General features: G+C 58.3%; 20 protein-coding genes. 9 read left to right on the top strand and 11 right to left on the bottom strand.

Going from position 1 to position 19,148, the window contains the following annotated elements; genetic code table 11:
* Nucleotides 1-31 precede the first annotated feature (31 nt).
* The 4 genes from EV561_RS19095 to EV561_RS19080 all read right to left on the bottom strand — a co-directional run bounded on the left by EV561_RS19095 (nucleotide 32) and on the right by EV561_RS19080 (nucleotide 4,305).
* The gene (locus tag EV561_RS19095) at nucleotides 32-808 is read right to left on the bottom strand and encodes an amino acid ABC transporter ATP-binding protein (protein WP_132523888.1); all 777 of its coding nucleotides are present in this window, start codon (nucleotides 806-808) and stop codon (nucleotides 32-34) included.
* A 15-nt stretch (nucleotides 809-823) separates the two neighbouring features.
* A complete protein-coding gene (locus tag EV561_RS19090; RefSeq protein ID WP_132523887.1) occupies nucleotides 824-1,981 on the bottom strand; it encodes an amino acid ABC transporter permease in 1,158 nt (385 codons plus the stop codon).
* Entirely contained in the window at nucleotides 1,982-3,184 is a 1,203-nt protein-coding gene (locus EV561_RS19085; RefSeq protein WP_132523886.1) for an amino acid ABC transporter permease, read from the bottom strand. It abuts the gene before it with no gap.
* Nucleotides 3,185-3,279: 95 nt separating this feature from the next.
* Nucleotides 3,280-4,305 carry an amino acid ABC transporter substrate-binding protein gene (locus EV561_RS19080; RefSeq protein ID WP_132523885.1) on the bottom strand — a complete coding sequence of 342 codons (1,026 nt, stop codon included), beginning with the start codon at nucleotides 4,303-4,305 and terminating at the stop codon, nucleotides 3,280-3,282.
* 355 nt (nucleotides 4,306-4,660) lie between these two features.
* On the opposite strand from EV561_RS19080, the gene EV561_RS19075 reads away from it, so the two are divergent.
* Nucleotides 4,661-5,851, top strand: a complete 1,191-nt coding sequence (locus tag EV561_RS19075; protein ID WP_132523884.1) for a cystathionine beta-lyase — start codon at nucleotides 4,661-4,663, stop codon at nucleotides 5,849-5,851.
* Nucleotides 5,852-5,860: 9 nt separating this feature from the next.
* Here EV561_RS19075 and EV561_RS19070 read toward each other — a convergent pair whose 3' ends face one another.
* Together EV561_RS19070 and EV561_RS19065 are read right to left on the bottom strand one after the other, a co-directional pair.
* Entirely contained in the window at nucleotides 5,861-7,024 is a 1,164-nt protein-coding gene (locus EV561_RS19070; RefSeq protein WP_132523883.1) for an FAD-dependent monooxygenase, read from the bottom strand.
* A gap of 26 nt (nucleotides 7,025-7,050) precedes the next feature.
* Nucleotides 7,051-7,296, bottom strand: coding sequence for a zinc-finger domain-containing protein (locus EV561_RS19065; RefSeq protein WP_132523882.1), 246 nt, complete (start codon nucleotides 7,294-7,296; stop codon nucleotides 7,051-7,053).
* A gap of 157 nt (nucleotides 7,297-7,453) precedes the next feature.
* On the opposite strand from EV561_RS19065, the gene EV561_RS19060 reads away from it, so the two are divergent.
* Nucleotides 7,454-8,239, top strand: coding sequence for an alpha/beta hydrolase (locus EV561_RS19060; protein WP_132523881.1), 786 nt, complete (start codon nucleotides 7,454-7,456; stop codon nucleotides 8,237-8,239).
* A gap of 20 nt (nucleotides 8,240-8,259) precedes the next feature.
* Here the strand turns inward: EV561_RS19060 and EV561_RS19055 are convergent, their stop codons facing one another.
* Entirely contained in the window at nucleotides 8,260-9,063 is an 804-nt protein-coding gene (locus tag EV561_RS19055) for an enoyl-CoA hydratase-related protein (protein WP_132523880.1), read from the bottom strand.
* A gap of 74 nt (nucleotides 9,064-9,137) precedes the next feature.
* Between EV561_RS19055 and cysE the strand changes: the two genes are divergently transcribed.
* The 5 genes from cysE (at nucleotide 9,138) to clpA (ending at nucleotide 14,171) form a co-directional block, all read left to right on the top strand.
* On the top strand, nucleotides 9,138-9,986 hold the full coding sequence (gene cysE, locus EV561_RS19050) for a serine O-acetyltransferase (RefSeq protein WP_132523879.1): 849 nt from the start codon (nucleotides 9,138-9,140) through the stop codon (nucleotides 9,984-9,986).
* Nucleotides 9,987-10,115: 129 nt separating this feature from the next.
* Nucleotides 10,116-10,319 carry a DUF3126 family protein gene (locus tag EV561_RS19045; RefSeq protein ID WP_132523878.1) on the top strand — a complete coding sequence of 68 codons (204 nt, stop codon included), beginning with the start codon at nucleotides 10,116-10,118 and terminating at the stop codon, nucleotides 10,317-10,319.
* A 346-nt stretch (nucleotides 10,320-10,665) separates the two neighbouring features.
* Nucleotides 10,666-11,022, top strand: a complete 357-nt coding sequence (locus EV561_RS19040; protein WP_132523877.1) for a phasin family protein — start codon at nucleotides 10,666-10,668, stop codon at nucleotides 11,020-11,022.
* Between the two features lie 283 nt (nucleotides 11,023-11,305).
* Entirely contained in the window at nucleotides 11,306-11,659 is a 354-nt protein-coding gene (gene clpS / locus EV561_RS19035; protein WP_132523964.1) for an ATP-dependent Clp protease adapter ClpS, read from the top strand.
* Nucleotides 11,660-11,669: 10 nt separating this feature from the next.
* Nucleotides 11,670-14,171 (top strand): ATP-dependent Clp protease ATP-binding subunit ClpA, encoded by a 2,502-nt coding sequence (gene clpA, locus EV561_RS19030; protein ID WP_132523876.1) that lies wholly within the window; start codon nucleotides 11,670-11,672, stop codon nucleotides 14,169-14,171.
* 129 nt (nucleotides 14,172-14,300) lie between these two features.
* Here the strand turns inward: clpA and EV561_RS19025 are convergent, their stop codons facing one another.
* Genes EV561_RS19025 through EV561_RS19010 form a run of 4 tightly spaced genes read right to left on the bottom strand, consistent with a single transcriptional unit; the run spans nucleotide 14,301 to nucleotide 17,161 of the window.
* The gene (locus tag EV561_RS19025; protein ID WP_132523875.1) at nucleotides 14,301-14,729 is read right to left on the bottom strand and encodes an HIT family protein; all 429 of its coding nucleotides are present in this window, start codon (nucleotides 14,727-14,729) and stop codon (nucleotides 14,301-14,303) included.
* 49 nt (nucleotides 14,730-14,778) lie between these two features.
* Nucleotides 14,779-15,966 (bottom strand): GNAT family N-acetyltransferase, encoded by a 1,188-nt coding sequence (locus EV561_RS19020; protein WP_132523874.1) that lies wholly within the window; start codon nucleotides 15,964-15,966, stop codon nucleotides 14,779-14,781.
* Nucleotides 15,963-16,694, bottom strand: coding sequence for a glycerophosphodiester phosphodiesterase (locus EV561_RS19015; RefSeq protein ID WP_132523873.1), 732 nt, complete (start codon nucleotides 16,692-16,694; stop codon nucleotides 15,963-15,965). Before EV561_RS19015 ends, EV561_RS19020 begins: the two co-directional genes overlap by 4 nt.
* Nucleotides 16,691-17,161, bottom strand: coding sequence for a RidA family protein (locus tag EV561_RS19010; protein WP_132523872.1), 471 nt, complete (start codon nucleotides 17,159-17,161; stop codon nucleotides 16,691-16,693). Before EV561_RS19010 ends, EV561_RS19015 begins: the two co-directional genes overlap by 4 nt.
* Before the next feature lie 135 nt (nucleotides 17,162-17,296).
* Between EV561_RS19010 and EV561_RS19005 the strand changes: the two genes are divergently transcribed.
* Complete coding sequence (locus tag EV561_RS19005; protein ID WP_132523871.1) at nucleotides 17,297-18,124, top strand: cell envelope integrity EipB family protein; 828 nt, start codon at nucleotides 17,297-17,299, stop codon at nucleotides 18,122-18,124.
* Nucleotides 18,125-18,324: 200 nt separating this feature from the next.
* The gene (gene rpsB / locus EV561_RS19000; RefSeq protein ID WP_132523870.1) at nucleotides 18,325-19,092 is read left to right on the top strand and encodes a 30S ribosomal protein S2; all 768 of its coding nucleotides are present in this window, start codon (nucleotides 18,325-18,327) and stop codon (nucleotides 19,090-19,092) included.
* The last annotated feature ends 56 nt before the right edge of the window (nucleotides 19,093-19,148 follow it).

The raw sequence follows: 19,148 nt of genomic DNA, 5'->3' as shown, positions 1-19,148 counted from the left end.
CGCTTTTTGTTTGGTTTTGCCCGTTGTGCGATCAGTGAAGGATCTGGCTCAGGAAGAGTTTCGTGCGCTCGTGCTTGGGATTGTCGAAGAATTCGGCGGGCGAATTCTGTTCGACAATCTGGCCTTGGTCCATGAAGATCACACGGTTCGCTACCTGGCGCGCGAAGCCCATTTCGTGGGTGACGCAGAGCATCGTCATGCCTTCTTCGGCAAGGCCGACCATGGTGTCGAGCACTTCCTTGATCATTTCCGGATCGAGCGCCGAAGTCGGCTCGTCGAACAGCATGATCTTCGGGTTCATGCAGAGGGAGCGGGCAATCGCCACGCGCTGCTGCTGGCCGCCTGACAACTGGCCCGGATATTTGTTGGCCTGCTCGGGGATCTTGACGCGCGTCAGGAAGTGCATCGCGATTTCTTCCGCCTGCTTCTTCGGCAGCTTGCGGACCCAGATCGGCGCCAGCGTGCAGTTTTCCAGGATCGTCAGATGAGGGAAGAGGTTGAAGTGCTGGAAGACCATCCCGACTTCGCGGCGCACTTCGTCGATCTTCTTGAGATCGTTGGTCAGCTCGACGCCATCAACGACGATGCTGCCCTTCTGGTGTTCTTCCAGCCGGTTGATGCAGCGGATCATCGTCGACTTGCCGGAGCCTGACGGGCCGGCAATGACGATGCGCTCGCCCTTCATGACCTTGAGGTTGATGTCGCGCAGTACGTGGAAGTCGCCGTACCACTTGTTGACGTTGCTCATATCCACCGCGACTTCCGTCGAGGAGACTGTCATCTTCGCTGTCTTAACGGCTTCTGCCATCGGTATTCCCTTTTATTATCGTTTGTAGCCGGTATCGAGGTGGCGTTCCATGAATATGGAATAGCGCGACATGCCGAAGCAGAAAAGCCAATAAATGAAGCCGGCGAAGATCAGGCCAGTGATAGGCGTGACGGCGGTTGCCCAGTTGGTATCGGCAAAGTTCTGCTGGACGGAGCCGAGCAGATCGAACATCGAGATGATCGATACCAGCGAGGTATCCTTGAACATGCCGATGAACGTGTTGACGATGCTGGGAATAAGCAGCTTGATTGCCTGCGGCAGGATGATGAGGCGCATCTTCTGCCAATAGCCGAGACCAAGGGAATCGGCACCCTCATACTGCCCCTTCGGAATGGCCTGCAAGCCGCCACGGAAGACCTCTGCCATATAGGCGGAGGCAAACAGCGAGAAGCCTACCAAGGCGCGCAGGAAATTGTCGATGGTAAAGCCGCTCGGCAGGAAAAGCGGCAGCATGACGCTGGCCATGAAAAGCACGAGGACGATCGGCACGCCGCGGATTACTTCGATGAAGATCACCGAGGCCATGCGGATGACAGGCATCGTCGAGCGTCTTCCAAGCGCCAGTAATATTCCTACCGGAAAAGATACGGCCATGCCGACGAAGGACAGGATCAGCGTGACCATTAGCCCGCCCCAGAGCGCCGTTTCGACGATTTCCAGACCGAACCCGCCGTAAAGCAGGTAGAAGGAGAGGATGGGCAGCACGATGAACATCAGGATGGCGTTCAGCCCCTTGCGAGGCACCGAAGGAATAAGCAACGGCACCAGCAGGAGGATGAACAGGATGCCGACCATATTCGGGCGCCAGCGCTCGTAGGATGGATATCGCCCATAGACGAACAGGCTGAATTTGGCGTCGACGAAAGCCCAGCAGGCGCCGCTCCAGCCATCCGGCTGCGATCCGCCCTGCGATTTCGTGGCGCAGAAGGTGCGGTCGACGCCATCCCAGACGGCCTGAATAAACAGCCAGTTGATGAGATGGGTGGCTGTCCAGACAATGAAAACCACGGCGGCGATCGTCAGGACGATATCCTTCGGCGTGGCGAAGAGATTGAGCCTCATCCAGTGCCAGGCGCCCTTTTCGCTGGAGGGCGCTGGCAGCGGCGGAAGAATGTTCTGGCGAACGAAGTTTCTATCGGAAGCAACGGACATTTAGCGCTCCACCAATGCCATCTTCGCATTGAACCAGTTCATCAGCAGCGATTGGAGAATGCTGATGAAGAGATAGCAAACGATGAGGATGGTCACGACCTCGATGGCCTTGCCTGTCTGATTAAGGACCGTCTTGCCGACGGCGAACAGGTCGGCGTAACCTATTGCCGTTGCCAGCGAGGTATTCTTGGTCAGATTGAGATACTGGCTCGATAGCGGCGGAATAATGATGCGCAGCGCCTGCGGCACGATGACAAGACGCATGGTTTTCGCAGGGCGAAGTCCAAGTGCGCCGGCTGCTTCACTTTGCCCCTTGGCGACGCCCCGAATGCCGCCGCGAACGATTTCGGCGATGAACGATGCAGTGTAGAAGGAAAGAGCCAGAAGCAGCGACATGAATTCCGGCGGTGCGACGGCGCCGCCCGTCAGGTTGAATTTCCCCGCGACCGGCACGTCGAAGGTAACAGGCATGCCGGTGGCGAAAAAGGTGAGAAGCGGCAAGCCGATGATCACGCCGAGGCTGGCCCATATGATCGGGAACTGCTTGCCTGTCGCCGCCTGCCGACGCGCCGACCAGCGATAAAGCCCAAAGGCGAGCGCAATTGCGACGAGGAAAGCCACGCCGATAATCCAGAAGGCATCGCCGAAGACAGGTCTCGGATAAGCGACACCACGGACGTTGACGTAGATACCGAACGGTAGATGAACTGAGTCCCGCGGCTGCGGCAGGATATTGAGAACGCCGTAATACCAGAAGAAAATCACCAGCAGCGGCGGGATGTTACGGAAAAACTCGACATAGACCGTGCACAGCCTGGAGATGAGCCAATTGTGCGACAGGCGGCCGATACCGATGATGAAGCCGACGACCGTCGCGATCACAATGCCGATCAACGACGCGTAGAGTGTATTGACGATGCCGACGACAAAGGCGCGCCCATAGGTCGAATCGCTTGAATAGTCGATCAGCGTCTGGCCAATGTTGAAACCGGCGCGGCCGTCGATGAAGCCGTAGCCGAGGGCCTGATTGTTGCGGGCGAGATTGATCGCAGTATTGTGTGCGACCCACCAGAAAAAGCCGATCAATATGACCGCCGTGATGATTTGGTAGAAAATGCCCCTGACCCTCGGGTCATTCAAGACGGAGCTACCGCTCGCTCGTTTTGGTAAATTCGTCGTTGCACCGACTGTTGTTTGTGCCATGCGCAGCCATTCCCCTTGTGGTCCTTGATCGGACCTTTCTTATAAGGCGGAGGGACGATCGATCGTCCCTCCTTAAAGTTGCTGTCGTCGGTCGATCAGCGGACCGGCGGTGCGTACTGGATGCCGCCCTTGGTCCACAGCTGGTTGAGGCCGCGCTTGATCTTCAGCGGGCTTCCTTCGCCGAGATTACGCTCGAACACTTCGCCGTAATTGCCGACGCCCTTGATGATGTTATACGCCCAGTTGTTGTCGAGGCCGAGATCCGTGCCGATCGTCGAGTTCGCCTCGGTGCCGAGGAAGCGGCGGATATCCGGATTGGTCGAGTTCTTCATCTCGTCGACATTCGCCTGCGTGATACCGAACTCTTCGGCATTGATCAGCGCATAGGATGCCCAAGTGACGATGTTGAACCACTGGTCGTCGCCCTGGCGAACGGCCGGACCGAAGGGCTCCTTGGAAATGATTTCCGGAAGGATCATGTGGTCATCCGGGTTCTTCATGACGAGACGCGTCGCATAAAGGCCGGACTGGTCGGTCGTGTAAACGTCGCAACGGCCCGATTCGTAGGCCGCGTTGACTTCTTCGAGCTTTTCGAAAACCACCGGGTTGTATTGCAGGTTATGCGACTTGAAATAGTCGGCGAGGTTCAGTTCCGTCGTCGTGCCGGCCTGTACGCAGATCGCCGCGCCGGAAAGCTCGAGGGCCGATTTGACGTTCAGGCTCTTGCGAACCATGAAGCCCTGGCCATCATAGTAGTTGATCGCGCGGAAAAGCAGGGGATGGGCGGTGTCGCGGTTGATCGTCCATGTCGTGTTGCGGACGAGAAGGTCGACCTGGCGGGATTCCAGCGCCGGGAAGCGGGTCGTCGCATTGAGAGGCGTGTACTTCACCTTGTTGACGTCGCCGAAGACGGCGGCGGCGACGGCTTTACAATAGTCGACGTCAAACCCGGCATAGTTGCCCGATGCGTCAGGCTGCGCGAAGCCGGCAAGGCCGGTGTTGACGCCGCATTGAACGAAACCTTTTGCCTTCACATCGCTGAGAGTGCTGGCAGAGGCGCCCGACGCGCCGAATGCCAAGGCTGCTGCGCCGATAATTGCGGACAGAAGCGTTTTTTTCATCTTTCCCAACCTTTTTCCCTTGTTTTATAATTAAAGTATCGCGGCCGAAGCGATTTTCGGGAATATTACCCCATCCCCCAGTGCGACTGGCCTTATCACAGTCGCAAAAGCAGTCATGGTCAAGGTGTTGTGCCGAAAATAGCGGCGAACGTCGGTCTTTTGCGGAATAATGCTTTGAAAATAAGCATTTGCCGCCGAGGTAGGCGGCATTTTGCAACAAATCCATGCGGTTTTGTGGGGTGCGCACCTAACGTAGGTTGCCGAAGCCCCAGAGCGCTGTCGTTTGCAGGGTTGACCTCGGTCGGCTTGGTTGCGAAAACTCCGGTTATCCGCAGCGCCAAAGGCATATTTCCCGATGAAAGAAAAAGACGACTATCTGCAAAACGCTGGTATCAACACCCGTTTATCTCATATCGGCAACTCTCCCTCCGATTTCCACGGCTTCGTCAATCCTCCCGTCGTTCACGCCTCCACGGTATTGTTTCCGAACGCCCGGGCGATGGAGACGCGCGCCCAGAAATACACCTACGGCACACGGGGTACGCCAACGACGGATGCGCTTTGCGAGGCGATCGACGCGCTCGAGGGATCTGCCGGCACGATCCTGGTGCCATCGGGGCTGGCTGCGATCACCGTTCCTTTTCTGGCGTTCCTGTCGTCTGGCGACCATGCGCTGATCGTTGATTCAGTCTACACGCCGACCCGCATCTTTTGCGATACGATGCTGAAGCGCCTAGGCGTTGAGATCGATTACTATGATCCGCTCGTCGGCGCCGGCATCGAGCAGCTGATAAAGCCGAACACCAAGCTGGTGCACACAGAGGCGCCCGGCTCCAATACTTTTGAAATGCAGGACATTTCGGCGATCTCTACCGTCGCCCACCGGCACGGCTGTGTGGTGACGATGGACAATACCTGGGCAACGCCGATCTATTTCAAGCCGCTCGATCACGGTGTCGATATCTCGATCCATGCCGCGACCAAATATCCGGCTGGCCACTCCGATATCCTGTTGGGGACGGTTTCCGCCAATGCTGCGCATTGGGAAAGACTGAAGGACGCAAACATCACGCTCGGCATCTGTGCAGCACCCGACGATGCCTATCAGGTGCTGCGTGGCTTGCGTACCATGGGCGTCCGTCTGGACCGCCATCAGGAAAGCGCGCTTGCCTTGGCGACGTGGCTTGAGGGCAGGGACGATGTTGCGCGCGTTCTGCATCCGGCTCTGCCGAGCTTCCCCGGTCATGAATTGTGGAAGCGCGATTTCAAAGGCGCAAGTGGCATCTTTTCCATCGTCCTTGCAGCGGACAGCCCGGAAAAATTCAAGCCGAAGGCCCACGCCTTCCTCGACGCACTGTCGATCTTCGGCCTCGGCTATTCCTGGGGCGGCTTCGAAAGCCTTGCCGTTCACGTCAACCTCAGCGACAGGCGTGTCGCAAAGGCTCCCACGGAGGGTCCGGTCCTGCGCTTGCAGATCGGTCTGGAGGATGTCGCCGATATCAAGGCAGACATCGAAAAGGGCCTTGCAGCCGCGGCGGCGATCTAGGGCTGCCCGTCAGCCGATGGCGTGATAGCCGTAGATCCAGTCAAGATCCGCCGCAAGACTTTGCGGCGGCCGCATGGAAAGAACGAAATCGCGGCCCAGCCGAAATGGCCCGCGCGCATGATAGGCAAAGCGGTTGAACGCAGCGCGCTGGCGCAAATGAGCGATCCGCGGCGTGCGGTGCCCCTCGAAAACATCGAGCGCCTCAGTGAGGGGCCGACCGGCAACGATACCGGCGAGCTCGAAGGCATCTTCGATCGCCATGGCAGCACCTTGGGCCGCAAACGGCATCATGGCATGGGCGGCGTCGCCGATCAGTACGGTGTCCGTGCCATTGTGCCAGCGGCCAGTTCCGACCTCGTAGAGCGGCCAGAAGGTCGGATGCTTTACTTGATCCAGCAACGCTGCAATCGTCTTGTTCCATCCCGAGAAACGCTGACGCAGGATTGAGCGCTGCGAATCGCTGCCTGTCGCGTTCCAGTCGTGCACGGCATTGCCGCCTGCCGTGATGGCGACGATGTTGAAAGTGCCGGTCTCCTTGAGCGGATAGCAGACGAGATGCGCGGCGGGCCCGAGGAATGCCGTGACGCTGGTCCGGTCAAAAAAACCGGGTGCGTCGGCTGCCGGAATAGCGAAACGCCAGGCGATATTTCCGGAAAAATGCGGCGAGGGGCTGCCGGGCACCATGGCTCGCGCTTTTGACCAGACGCCGTCAGCGCCTATGATCAGCTCCGCCCCGAGACGACTGCTGACATCGGCAGATGATCCGGCCGTTGGATCGATACGCTGGCCGAGATGCAGCTCACACAATGGATTGGCTAGGACGGCGTCGAGCAGAGCCTTTTGTAATGTCGCACGGTGCAGCGTGCCGTAGGGCGAACCCCAGCGCAGCTTGGCGAAATTTCCGCTCGGCACGGCAGCCAGCTGACGCAGCGAGGTGCCGGAGACGAGACGCACCTCTTTCGGCTCCAGCCAGACGGCCGACAATGCATCCAGCACGCCAAGTTGTCCGAGGATATACGAGGCGTTCGGCGAAACCTGCAGGCCGGCGCCGACTTCGGTCAGCGCGTCCGCCTGCTCGAAAATCGCGGAGCTGATGCCATGCCTTGCCATGGCCAGGGCTGCAGTCAGGCCTGCGACCCCGGCGCCGATGATTGCGGCATGCTTGATCGGCATTTCAGGTTCCGATCACGATCCGGTACTCAGGCAGCCTTCACATGAAAGACGCAGCCCGGAGGGTTGGTCTGATCGGCCTTCAGCGACGGATTGTAGCGGAAGAGCGTCGAGCAGTAGGAACAGACCTTCTCGTTCTCGTCGCCCATGTCGATGAAGATATGGGGATGGTCGAAGGGGATCGATGCGCCCGTGCACATGAATTCCTTCACACCGATCTCGATAAGGCGATGTCCGCCATCGTTCTGGAAATGGGGAATGTTGTGGCCGGCCATGTTGATCTCCGAATGCTTCTGGAATTTGGCCGGACTTTATAGTCCTTCGTTCCAATTGTGTAGTGCGAAAGTCCCGCGCCGGACACAGTTTTCTTCACTGCCCGGGTTCACCTCATATCGCCGATAAATTATGGTCCGCGCGCAGAAGGATGATGCCATGAACCTGAATACGCCTATCTTTTCCAATTTCACCCACGACGGATTGAAGCTCGCCTTTTTCGACGAGGGCGATCCGAATGGTGTGCCCGTCCTGCTGATCCACGGCTTCGCATCGACCGCCAATGTCAACTGGGTACATCCGGGCTGGCTGAAAACGCTTGGAGATGCCGGCTATCGTGTGATCGCCATCGACAACAGAGGCCATGGCGCCAGCGACAAGCCGCATGACGCTGAGGCCTACAGGCCATGGATCATGGCGGAAGACGCGGTGGCTTTGCTCGATCATCTCGGCATTCCTGAAGCGAATATCATGGGCTATTCAATGGGCGCCCGCATCTCTGCCTTCCTTGCGCTCGCGCATCCGGATCGCGTTCGCTCGCTCGTCTTCGGCGGGCTCGGCATCGGTATGACGGATGGCGTCGGGGATTGGGATCCGATCGCCGACGCATTGCTTGCGCCATCGCTCGAAACGGTGACGCATGCGCGGGGACATATGTTCCGCGCTTTCGCCGAACAGACCAGAAGCGATCGTACGGCGTTAGCCGCCTGTATCCGCGGCTCCCGCGATCTCATAAGCCGTGAGGATATGGCCAGGATCGAAGCGCCGACCCTGATCGGGGTCGGCACCAAGGACGACATTGCCGGCTCGCCGCAGGAGCTTGCCGATCTGATGCCGCATGGCGAAGCGCTGGATATTCCCAATCGCGACCATATGCTCGCTGTCGGCGATCGGGTGTTCAAGAAAGCCGTGCTGGAATTCTACGAGCGTGTCGCCGGCCGGTGACAGCTGGATTATTTATAGTGTCACTGCCCGGTGAAGTGCGGTTTCCGGCGTTCGGCAAAAGCCGCGCGGCCTTCGGCATAATCCAGGCTGTCGAAGGTTTCCGCGCCGAGAATTTCGGCGTCTCGCAACAGGTCGTCATCCTGCTCGATCACGGCTCGTATCGCCATCTTTGAGGCATGCAGGGCCAGTGGTGCGTTTACGGCGATCGCGAGGGCCAGCGCATGCGCTTCCCCTTCGAGAGCGTCTGTCGCCATCGTTTCCAGCAGGAAGCCGGCCGCTATCATCTTTGCCGCCGATAGGGGCGCTCCGGTGAAGATGGCGACCTTGGCCATTTGCGGCCCGAGCGCGGTGACGATGTCCTGGATGGCGTCGGCCGGGTAGGCGAGGCCGAGACGCGCCGCCGGTATCGAAAAGCGCGCGCTTTCATCGGCAATACGCAGATCGCAGGCGGCGGCGATCCCGAATCCGCCCCCGAAGCAGATGCCGCGGATCAGGGCAATGGTCGGCACGCGGCAATGGCGCACGGCAGCAAAGGCCGCGGAGTTCAGGGCTTCGTAGACACGCGCCGTTGCCGCGTCCTTGCGCTCCGTGTCGAATTCGCTGATATCGGCACCGGCGCTGAAGTCCTTTCCGCCGCCGCCGCGAATAACGATCACGCGTGCGTTCGCTTCGTCCGTCAGGTGCCGTATCGCCTGCGGTACCGCGCGCCACATGGCGGCGGTGATCGCATTCTTGCGATCCGGATTGTCGAGCACCAATGTCCCGATGCCGTCGTCACAGGTGGTGCGGACATGGCCGCCAGCGAAATCGTGAGAAGAAGTCATGCGGTCTGCCCCATTTATGTTGTAGGACTTTTCCTCTATATAATGGCGCTCAACAGGAAATGAGGAGACCGCCAATGGTCGCAATAACGGACGTTCGCCAGATTGATGGCGCAAACTCGGTCAAGGTGGTCGATCCGATATGGGATAGCATGCGGGATGAAGCGCGTGCTGCCGCCGAGAGGGATCCGCTTCTGGCTGCCTTTCTCTATTCCACTATTATCAATCATCGTTCGCTTGAGGAATGCGTCATTTATCGCATCTGCGAGCGTCTCGATCATCCGGATATGCAGGCAGTCCTGCTGCGCCAGACATTCGAGGAAATGCTGGCGGATTGGCCAGAATGGGGATCGATCCTCCGTGTCGACATTCAGGCGGTCTATGACCGCGATCCTGCATGCCTCCGTTTCATGGAGCCGGTCCTTTATTTCAAGGGCTTCCACGCCATCCAGACCCATCGTCTTGCCCATTGGCTGTATAACCACGGGCGTCGGGATTTTGCGCTTTATCTCCAGAGTCGCTCTTCCAGCGTGTTCCAGACGGATATCAATCCGGCGGCGCGCATCGGAAAGGGCATCTTCCTCGATCATGCGACGGGCGTTGTGGTCGGCGAGACCGCCGTCATCGGCGACAACGTCTCCGTTCTGCACGGTGTGACGCTTGGTGGCACCGGCAAGGAAGGAAGCGACCGTCATCCGAAGATCGCCAACGGGGTGCTCATCGGGGCAGGGGCCAAAATCCTCGGCAACATCCAGATCGGACATTGCTCGCGCATCGCGGCAGGCTCCGTCGTGCTGAAGGAAGTCCCGCCGAAGACGACGGTTGCGGGCGTGCCGGCGAAAGTAGTCGGAGAAGCAGGCTGTTCGGAGCCCTCACGATTGATGGACCAGATCGTTCGGGATCAGGTTATCGGCGCCGGAATCTGAGATCAGGCAGCCAAGGATTGGCCGGTTGCGGCAGGCGTGGACATCCGCGTCATGCCGCGCTTGCAGCCTTTACACCGCCGCTTTTCCTGTGCAAGAACCGGCCAGCCGCGAGAACCACGGAGATGACTTGTGAAGCCTGAAGAAATCAAGAAACTCGACGCTTATTTCAAACGCACCTTCAATCCGCGGATATTGGTGAAGGCCCGTCCGCGCAAGAATGATTCCGCGGAAGTCTATCTCGGCGAAGAGTTTCTCGGTGTCGTCTATATCGACGATGAGGATGGCGATCGTTCCTACAACTTTTCGATGGCTATCCTGGACGTCGATCTCTGACGTTGCGATTAGCAAGAGCGCCGGGTTTCGATGAAATCCGGCTCTCTTTTTGAGTATTTGCTCTCAAAATCTGCAAAAATTCATCCAATTTCACCTCGAATACGCCTTCGCGGCGGCCGAGACCGGGATTTTTCGGTTAAGGCGCAAGTTTTTCACTTAATCCTAAAGTTGTAGCCTTCTGATATATTTCTGCGAAAACATACCGATGGAAGTGCCCCTTCCGGCCAGCCCAATGTTCACCGCATCAAATGCAACTTTAACATGCTGTGCGCCGCACAAGACTACTTGACTATTTGTGCACCGCAATTACGTTTGCCTCGAAGCCATCCAAGGGAGAGAGGACAGCATGTTCAATTTTGAAGAAGCAAACAAGAAGAGCAAGGAAGCGATGGACACCGCGCTGAAGGGCTATTCCGAAGTTGCAAAGGGCTTTCAGGCAATTGCTGCCGAAACGGCCGAATATTCTAAGAAGTCCTTCCAGGACACGGTAACGCACATGGAAACGCTCGCCGGTGCCAAGAGCTTCGAGACCGTTTTCGAACTGCAGGGCAATTTCGTGAAGTCGTCCTACGAAAACTTCATCGCTGAGGCGACGAAGCTCGGCGAAATGTATGCCGATCTCGCCAAGACGGCCTACAAGCCTTACGAAGCGCCGATTGCAAAGGCAACGAGCAAGGCAGCCTCTGTGGCTTCTGCTGCGTAAAACGCCTCGCGAATAGATTTCAGGACTTTCAAGGTCCGGTAAGACCGGCTGCACTTTGCTGCAGCCGGTCTTTTTCGTTTGTCGTTCCAGATACGGGCGCTCGCCAAGACTTTTTTTCTTCTGGGGTTCTTTGGCAACGAATTGTGATTGCAGTGTCGAGCGAGGGGCTTAAAATCACGCCAATATGAACTAAGTTAGGGGTTCGGATATTCGGCGGAACGATTAAGAATGACTGGTCGGAATGCAATGTCCTCCCGCCGGATGATTTGAGGAATGAATGACAATGATCGCTAAGCCGATCCGGATGCAAAACGACAGCGAAAGGAACGGGGACAACGGCAATCGCGGGACCTCGGTGATTACACGCACGAAGTCCAAGACCAAAAAGCCCAATCTTTATCGCGTACTGCTGCTGAATGACGACTACACGCCCATGGATTTCGTGATCCATATCCTGGAGCGTTTTTTCCAGAAGGATCGTGAAGGTGCCACGCGCATCATGCTCCATGTCCACAATCACGGCGTGGGCGAGTGCGGCGTGTTTACATACGAAGTAGCTGAGACCAAGGTGAGCCAGGTGATGGACTTTGCCCGGCAACACCAGCATCCGCTGCAATGTGTAATGGAAAAGAAGTGAGGATCTGAACGTGCCAACATTTTCGCCTAGTCTTGAGAAGGCGCTGCATCAGGCACTGACCTACGCAAACGAGCGGCATCATGAGTATGCCACGCTCGAGCATCTGCTGTTGGCGCTTGTGGACGACTCCGATGCGGCGGCCGTCATGGGCGCCTGCAATGTCGATCTCGATGCGCTCCGCAAAACGCTGATTGAATATGTCGATAACGAACTCTCGAATTTGATCACCGGTTACGATGAGGACTCCAAGCCGACATCCGGCTTCCAGCGCGTCATCCAGCGAGCCGTGATCCATGTTCAGTCTTCGGGCCGCGAAGAGGTAACGGGAGCCAATGTTCTCGTCGCCATTTTCGCGGAACGGGAAAGCCATGCAGCCTATTTCCTGCAGGAGCAGGAGATGACCCGCTACGACGCGGTCAATTATATTTCCCATGGTATCGGCAAGCGTGCGGGCTCCTCCCAGGTTCGTGCGCCGCGCGGTGCTGAAGAAAACGAATCCGAAAGCAAGCCGACCTCCCGCGGCGAGCAGGAGGAGGGTGGGGCCAAGAAGCAGCAGGATGCGCTGAAGGCCTATTGCGTCAATCTGAACGAGAAGGCCAAGAGCGGCAAGATCGATCCGCTGATCGGTCGTCACCAGGAAGTCAGCCGGACTATCCAGGTCCTGTGCCGCCGTTCGAAGAACAACCCGCTTTACGTGGGCGATCCGGGCGTCGGCAAGACGGCCATCGCCGAAGGTCTGGCAAAGCGCATCGTCGAAGGCAAGGTGCCGGAAGCGCTCGCTGACGCCACCATCTTCTCGCTCGACATGGGCACGCTGCTCGCCGGAACCCGCTATCGCGGTGACTTCGAGGAGCGCCTGAAGCAGGTCGTCAAGGAACTCGAGGAATATCCGGGCGCCGTGCTCTTCATCGACGAAATCCACACCGTCATCGGTGCCGGCGCGACGTCGGGTGGAGCCATGGATGCCTCGAACCTCCTGAAGCCTGCTTTATCCTCGGGTGCGATCCGCTGCATCGGCTCGACCACCTACAAGGAATATCGCCAGTTCTTCGAGAAGGACCGCGCTCTTGTTCGCCGGTTCCAGAAGATCGACGTCAACGAACCGTCGATCGACGATGCGATCGAAATCATGAAGGGTCTGAAGCCCTATTTCGAAGAGTATCATCACCTGCGTTATTCCAATGACGCGATCAAGTCGGCGGTGGAACTGTCGGCTCGCTATATTTCCGATCGCAAGTTGCCGGACAAGGCGATTGACGTCATCGACGAAACGGGTGCGGCCCAGATGCTGCTGCCGCCTTCGAGACGTCGCAAGCTGATCACCGAGAAGGAAATCGAAGCGACCGTCGCGACGATGGCGCGCATTCCGCCGAAGAGCGTCTCCAAGGATGACGAGGCGGTTCTTGCCAATCTCGAGCAGGAACTGCGGTCTGTCGTCTATGGTCAGGATACGGCCATCGAAGCCCTGTCCACCTCGATCAAGTTGGCTCGTGCCGGCCTGCGCGAACCGAACAAGCCGATCGGCTCCTACGTCTTCTCCGGCCCGACAGGCGTCGGCAAGACGGAAGTCGCCAAGCAGCTTGCCTCTTCGCTCGGCGTCGAGATGCTGCGCTTCGACATGTCGGAATATATGGAACGGCATACGGTTTCCCGTCTGCTCGGGGCACCTCCCGGCTATGTCGGCTTCGACCAGGGTGGCTTGCTGACCGACGGCGTCGACCAGCATCCGCATTGCGTGGTCCTGCTCGATGAAATCGAGAAGGCGCATCCCGACATCTACAACATTCTGCTGCAGGTCATGGACCACGGCACGCTGACGGACCATAACGGCAAGAAGATCGACTTCCGCAACGTCATCCTGATCATGACGACCAATGCGGGTGCGTCGGAAATGGCCAAAGCCGCCTTCGGCTTCGGCTCGTCCAAGCGGACGGGCGAGGACGAGGAAGCGCTCAACCGCCTCTTCACGCCGGAGTTCCGCAACCGTCTGGATGCGATCATTCCGTTCGCATCGCTGCCGACGGCTGTCATCCACAAGGTGGTTCAGAAGTTCATCATGCAACTGGAAGCACAGCTTTCCGAACGCAACGTGACCTTCGACCTGCATGAGGATGCGATCGCCTGGCTGGCGGAAAAGGGTTACGACGAGAAGATGGGTGCCCGCCCGCTCGCTCGCGTCATCCAGGACGTCATCAAGAAGCCTCTGGCGAACGAAATCCTCTTCGGCAAGCTGAAGAAGGGTGGCGTCGTCAAGGTAACCGTCGGTCCGAAGGAAGATGGCAAGCCCGGCATCGTTCTCGAATCGATCGCCGAGACCGCGCCGATCAAGCCCAAGCCGGAGGCCGAGCTGGTCGAGGCGGAAGCCGAACACGATGCCGATGGCGAACTGAAGGCGAAGGCCTCGCCGAAGCGTGCTTCGTCTGCCGCCAAGCAGGCCAAGCCGGAGGCCGAGCCGGAAGTGAAGAACGCCGGCAAGAGCGGTGCCGTACCGAAGGTTCCGCGCAAGAAGTAAAGCGCGGCGACTAGGTTGAATGAGAAAAGGCCTGCATCGGTGACGATGCAGGCCTTTTTGGTTGGGACATTATATCTACCAAGCGTTGGCGGCCTGCCGTGTGGCCCTCTCATCCCCTCGAATGAGAGCTCAAGCCAACGCTTCGATAATCTTCTGCGCATTGGCGGCGAGCACCGCGCCATCTTCCATCTTGCCGCCATGCGGCTTCAGCGGAACGCCTTCGTTGCGCGGAATGATGTGAAAATGCAGGTGGAAGACGGTTTGGCCCGCTGCCGGTTCGTTGAACTGGGCGATGTAGACACCGTCAGCGTCGAAAGCCTCTTTGACGGCATTGGCGATCTTTTGCACCACCTGGATCGCATGCTGCAACGTTTCGGGGTCCGCATCGAACAGATTGCGTGACGGCTGCTTCGGCACGACCAATGTGTGACCCGTCGATTGCGGCATGACATCCATGAAGGCGACCGTATGTTCGTCCTCGTAGACCCGGTAGGACGGAATTTCGCCCTTGAGTATCTTCGCAAAGATATTGTTGCTGTCATAGCTCGGGCTGGTCATCCAGGATCTCCTTATTCCGGAATTGTCGGGCCGCAGTGTCGCCCGACAATCAATTATCCTGTCGTTCGCCCCGGCGGAAGGGGCTATGCTCCGTCAGCATCTCGCCGATCTGCTCAACCTCCTGCCGCTCCCGCGCCAGATAGTCGGCAACGGCGCGGCGAAGCCCGGCATGGGCGATATAGTGTGCCGAATGCGTCGTCACAGGCAGATAGCCGCGGGCGAGCTTGTGTTCGCCCTGGGCGCCTGCTTCGACCCGGCTGAGGCCCTTTGCCAGCGCAAAATCGATGGCCTGATGATAGCAGACTTCGAAATGCAGGAAGGGATGATCCTCGATGCAGCCCCAGTGGCGGCCATAGAGCGTGTCGCCGCCGATGAAATTGATCGCGCCAGCAATGTAGCGCCCCTCGCGCTTCGCCATGACGAGAAGGATGTCGTCTGCCATGCGCTCGCCGATCAGCGAGTAGAATTGGCGCGTCAGATAAGGTCGGCCCCATTTGCGGCCGCCGGTATCCATATAGAAGGTGAAGAACTGGTCCCAGATGTCCTCTGTCAGATCGCTGCCGGTCAGCCAGTCGATGGTGATCCCGTTTTCGAGCGCGGCACGACGTTCCTTCTTCAGCGCCTTGCGCTTGCGCGACGCGAGCGTTTCCAGAAACGCGTCATGGTTGGCGTAGCCTTCATTGATGAAGTGGAATTGCTGGTCCGTGCGGTGCAGATAGCCATCCGTTTCGAAGACGGAGACCTCGTCCTCGGGCAGGAACGTGACATGCGCGGAAGATATGCCGAGCTGCCGTGTCACTTCTTTCAGACTTTCGGCAAGCGCTGCCTGGATGATCGGCCTGTCATAGCCTTCGGCGACAAGCAGGCGCGGGCCGGTCGCTGGCGTGAACGGAATGGAGCACTGCAGCTTCGGATAATATTCGCCGCCTGCGCGTTCGAACGCGTCCGCCCAGCCATGGTCGAAGACATATTCTCCCTGGCTATGGCTTTTGAGATAGCCGGGTATGGCGCCTATGAGGGTGCCGTCATCGGTTTCGAGTAACAGGTGATGCCCGAGCCATCCGGCCCGGTCGGTGGCCGAGCCGGATTCCTCAAGGGATGAGAGGAAGGCATGCGAGACGAAGGGATTGTAGGGCAGGGCCGAGCCTGCTCGTGAAGCTCCGGCCAGCTTCGACCAGCTTTCCGGAGATATTGCCTTGAATGATCGTTCTGCGCGAAAGGATAATTCGTCTGTCATGAAACGAGGGCGGGGCTCTCCCGTGGATCAAAGCCTTCGAATGTCATCTGGTCTGCATTCGCAAATGTGTGTCGCCTTGCTGCCTCGTCGCGAACCGTCCAGGTAATGACAGGGATGCCGCGCTGGCGCTGAGCCGTGACGAAGGGATTGGGCAGATCACCATAGAAATATGAGATGAAGTCTAGACCAAGCTGCATGGCTTCGTCATGCACAAAGAATGTGTCGGGATTGTTTCCATCCGCGGTCAAACCGATCGGGTGAGGCGGATTAAGCGCCTTCAGGTCCTTCAAAATCCAGTGATCGAAGCTCATCAGGGCGACATGGCCCTTGTAGCCTTCCAGAACCTCGATGACCGTCTCGGCAAAGCCTTCGTCGTCGCCCTGTCGGCCTTTTAGTTCGAGAACCAGCGGCACTTTCCCGTCGCAGAGCTTGAGCAACTGCTTAAGAGTCGGGATCTTGTCATTCGTGCCGCCGACGGACAGCAATCCGAGTTCGGCCGAACTGCGGTCGCGCAGGGCGCCGGGCAGATTGCAGACCCGCTGCAGGTCGTCGTCGTGGAAGACGACCGGGACGCCGTCGGCAGCATAGTGCAGATCGCATTCGATCGAAAAGCCGGCGTCTATCGCACGGGAGAAGGCGGAAAGCGTGTTCTCCCAGACTTGGCTGTTCATGTCATGATAGCCGCGATGGGCGACCGGCCTTTCGGTAAGCCAGGCAATCTTGCTCATAGAGAAATTTCCAGGATGGCATCGATTTCGACAGCGGCGTTCAGCGGCAGGGCAGCCATGCCGACAGCTGCACGTGCATGCTTGCCGGCCTCTCCAAGCACGTTGGCGAGAAGATTGGATGCGCCGTTGATCACGAGATGTTGTTCGGTGAAATCAGGGACCGAGGCGACGAAGCCGTTGAGCTTGATCAGCCGCCTGATGCGGCCAAGATCGCCGGCCAATGCTGCCTTTGCCTGTGCAAGTATGTTGATCGCGCAGAGTTCCGCGGCACGTTGACCCCTTGCCACATCGACGTCCTTGCCCAAATGGCCAGTAATCGCGACCTTTCCACCCTCGATCGGCAATTGCCCCGAAAGATAAAGGAGGTTGCCGCTGATGACGTATGGCACGTAGTTCGCAGCCGGTGCGGCGGCCTCCGGCAGGGTGATCCCAAGCTCGGTGAGGCGGGTATCGATGGCGTCGGACATTTTCGTCTCCCGTTTGTTGTAAATTCTTCAAAAATCCTGCATCAAGACTTAAAATCCCGCGGAGCGAGACGTCGGCCTCTATTTGGTCGAAAGCGTTCTTATAACATCGCGTGCGAGTCCAATAGGAGATAATGAATGTTCCGCTCGAGTCTTGCCGCTGTTCTGGTTTCGGGTGCGAGCTTTGCGGTTCTTCCTGCGCCATCGGCATTTGCAGCCGGTCCGAGCGGCCTCATCGCCCATCGCGCGGTCTATGATCTCGAACTCAAGGATGCTTCCGATCGCTCCGGCATTTCCGGCATGTACGGACGGATGGTCTACGAGTTCGACGGCTCTGATTGCACCGGCTTCACGACCAATTTCCGTTTTGTCACCCAGATCGATACGGGCGATTCGACACGCCTGAGCGACCAGCAGACGACGACCTTCGAGGATCTCACGAAGCGCATTTTCCGGTTCGAGACAAAGTCGTTCACTGACGAGCAGCTCGACAAGGATGTAAGGGGCGCTGCAGAGGACGACCAGAAGGGCGTCAAGGTCGAACTCACCCAGCCGGCCACCAAGGAGGTGGACCTGGCCGAGAGCCGCTTCCCGACCGAGCACATGCTGGACATCATCCAGAATGCGAAGATCGGCAAGAACTTCTTCGAAGCCCGCGTTTTCGATGGTTCCGATGATGGCGACAAGTCGCTGGTGGCAACGACCGTCGTCGGCAAGCAGGAAACGCCGGCGGCCGATGACGCGGATGCCGATAAGGCAGGAGCCTTCGCTAAGACGCCGTTCTGGCCGGTAACGGTTGCCTATTTCAATGAGAAGAGCAGCGGCGATGCGATGCCCGTATACCGCATGTCGTTCAAGCTCTACGAGAACGGCATCACGCGCGATCTGACCATGGACTATGGCGACTTCGTCCTGACGGGCAAGCTCTCGAAGCTTGAAGTGCTGGACACCAAGGCCTGCAAGTAGGCTCGGTGAGTCTGCGCCGTTTTCGGTAATTTTTCTGTCATAAGTCTTGCTTTTGCCCTCAGAGGAGGGTAAGGGCAGCCGCATTCCACACGTAAGGCATGGGATTGTCCGGGAGAAATCCGGATCGTTCCGCCCGGTGGCATCTTCGAAGAGGATGCTGTTCGCCTTGCGGAGGTTCAACCGGAAAAGGATAAAAAGGCATGGCATTGCCCGATTTCTCTATGCGCCAGCTTCTCGAAGCAGGCGTCCACTTCGGCCACCAGACTCACCGCTGGAACCCGAAGATGAAGCCGTACATTTTCGGCGATCGTAACAACATCCACATCATCGACCTGGCTCAGACCGTTCCGATGCTGTCGCGCGCCCTGCAGGTCGTCAGCGACACCGTTGCTCGCGGCGGCCGTGTTCTCTTCGTCGGCACCAAGCGTCAGGCTTCCGAGCTCATCGCTGATTCGGCCAAGCGTTCCGCCCAGTACTACGTCAACTCGCGTTGGCTCGGCGGCATGATGACGAACTGGAAGACGATCTCCAACTCGATCCAGCGTCTGCGCAAGCTCGACGAAATCCTGAACGGCGAAGCCCAGGGTTTCACCAAGAAGGAACGTCTGAACCTTGAGCGCGAGCGCGAAAAGCTCGACAAGGCTCTCGGCGGTATCCGCGATATGGGCGGCACCCCGGACCTGATGTTCATCATCGACACCAACAAGGAAAAGATCGCGATCGACGAAGCCAAGCGCCTTGGCATCCCGGTTGTTGCCATCATCGACAGCAACTGCGATCCGGACCTGATCGACTACCCGATCCCGGGTAACGACGACGCTTCGCGCGCCATCGCTCTCTATTGCGAACTGATCTCGCGCGCTGCCATCGACGGCATTGCTCGCCAGCAGGGCGCTTCCGGCCGCGATCTCGGTGCTTCCGCTGAAGTTCCGATGGAACCGGCGCTCGAAGGCGAAGCCGAAGCCTGATAAAGAAGCAGGCGGACCAAAAGGTCCGCTGTGCTTTCCAGAGATTGGGAAAGGCC

Origin of the sequence: Rhizobium sp. BK376, assembly GCF_004341625.1 — a bacterium.
Taxonomy (GTDB): Bacteria; Pseudomonadota; Alphaproteobacteria; order Rhizobiales; family Rhizobiaceae; genus Rhizobium.
This window is presented reverse-complemented; position numbering and strand designations above follow the sequence as displayed.

Bases quoted from the DNA above. Each gene is read 5' to 3' on its own strand.
- EV561_RS19095 (WP_132523888.1), bottom strand. From the start codon at position 808: ATGGCAGAAGCCGTTAAGACAGCGAAGATGACAGTCTCCTCGACGGAA.
- EV561_RS19010 (WP_132523872.1), bottom strand. From the start codon at position 17,161: ATGTCCGACGCCATCGATACCCGCCTCACCGAGCTTGGGATCACCCTG.
- clpS (WP_132523964.1), top strand. From the start codon at position 11,306: ATGATCGCTAAGCCGATCCGGATGCAAAACGACAGCGAAAGGAACGGG.
- EV561_RS19085 (WP_132523886.1), bottom strand. From the start codon at position 3,184: ATGGCACAAACAACAGTCGGTGCAACGACGAATTTACCAAAACGAGCG.
- EV561_RS19015 (WP_132523873.1), bottom strand. From the start codon at position 16,694: ATGAGCAAGATTGCCTGGCTTACCGAAAGGCCGGTCGCCCATCGCGGC.
- EV561_RS19070 (WP_132523883.1), bottom strand. From the start codon at position 7,024: ATGCCGATCAAGCATGCCGCAATCATCGGCGCCGGGGTCGCAGGCCTG.
- EV561_RS19040 (WP_132523877.1), top strand. From the start codon at position 10,666: ATGTTCAATTTTGAAGAAGCAAACAAGAAGAGCAAGGAAGCGATGGAC.
- EV561_RS19060 (WP_132523881.1), top strand. From the start codon at position 7,454: ATGAACCTGAATACGCCTATCTTTTCCAATTTCACCCACGACGGATTG.
- EV561_RS19020 (WP_132523874.1), bottom strand. From the start codon at position 15,966: ATGACAGACGAATTATCCTTTCGCGCAGAACGATCATTCAAGGCAATA.
- EV561_RS19005 (WP_132523871.1), top strand. From the start codon at position 17,297: ATGTTCCGCTCGAGTCTTGCCGCTGTTCTGGTTTCGGGTGCGAGCTTT.
- EV561_RS19080 (WP_132523885.1), bottom strand. From the start codon at position 4,305: ATGAAAAAAACGCTTCTGTCCGCAATTATCGGCGCAGCAGCCTTGGCA.
- rpsB (WP_132523870.1), top strand. From the start codon at position 18,325: ATGGCATTGCCCGATTTCTCTATGCGCCAGCTTCTCGAAGCAGGCGTC.
- EV561_RS19055 (WP_132523880.1), bottom strand. From the start codon at position 9,063: ATGACTTCTTCTCACGATTTCGCTGGCGGCCATGTCCGCACCACCTGT.
- EV561_RS19075 (WP_132523884.1), top strand. From the start codon at position 4,661: ATGAAAGAAAAAGACGACTATCTGCAAAACGCTGGTATCAACACCCGT.
- EV561_RS19025 (WP_132523875.1), bottom strand. From the start codon at position 14,729: ATGACCAGCCCGAGCTATGACAGCAACAATATCTTTGCGAAGATACTC.
- EV561_RS19065 (WP_132523882.1), bottom strand. From the start codon at position 7,296: ATGGCCGGCCACAACATTCCCCATTTCCAGAACGATGGCGGACATCGC.
- cysE (WP_132523879.1), top strand. From the start codon at position 9,138: ATGGTCGCAATAACGGACGTTCGCCAGATTGATGGCGCAAACTCGGTC.
- EV561_RS19090 (WP_132523887.1), bottom strand. From the start codon at position 1,981: ATGTCCGTTGCTTCCGATAGAAACTTCGTTCGCCAGAACATTCTTCCG.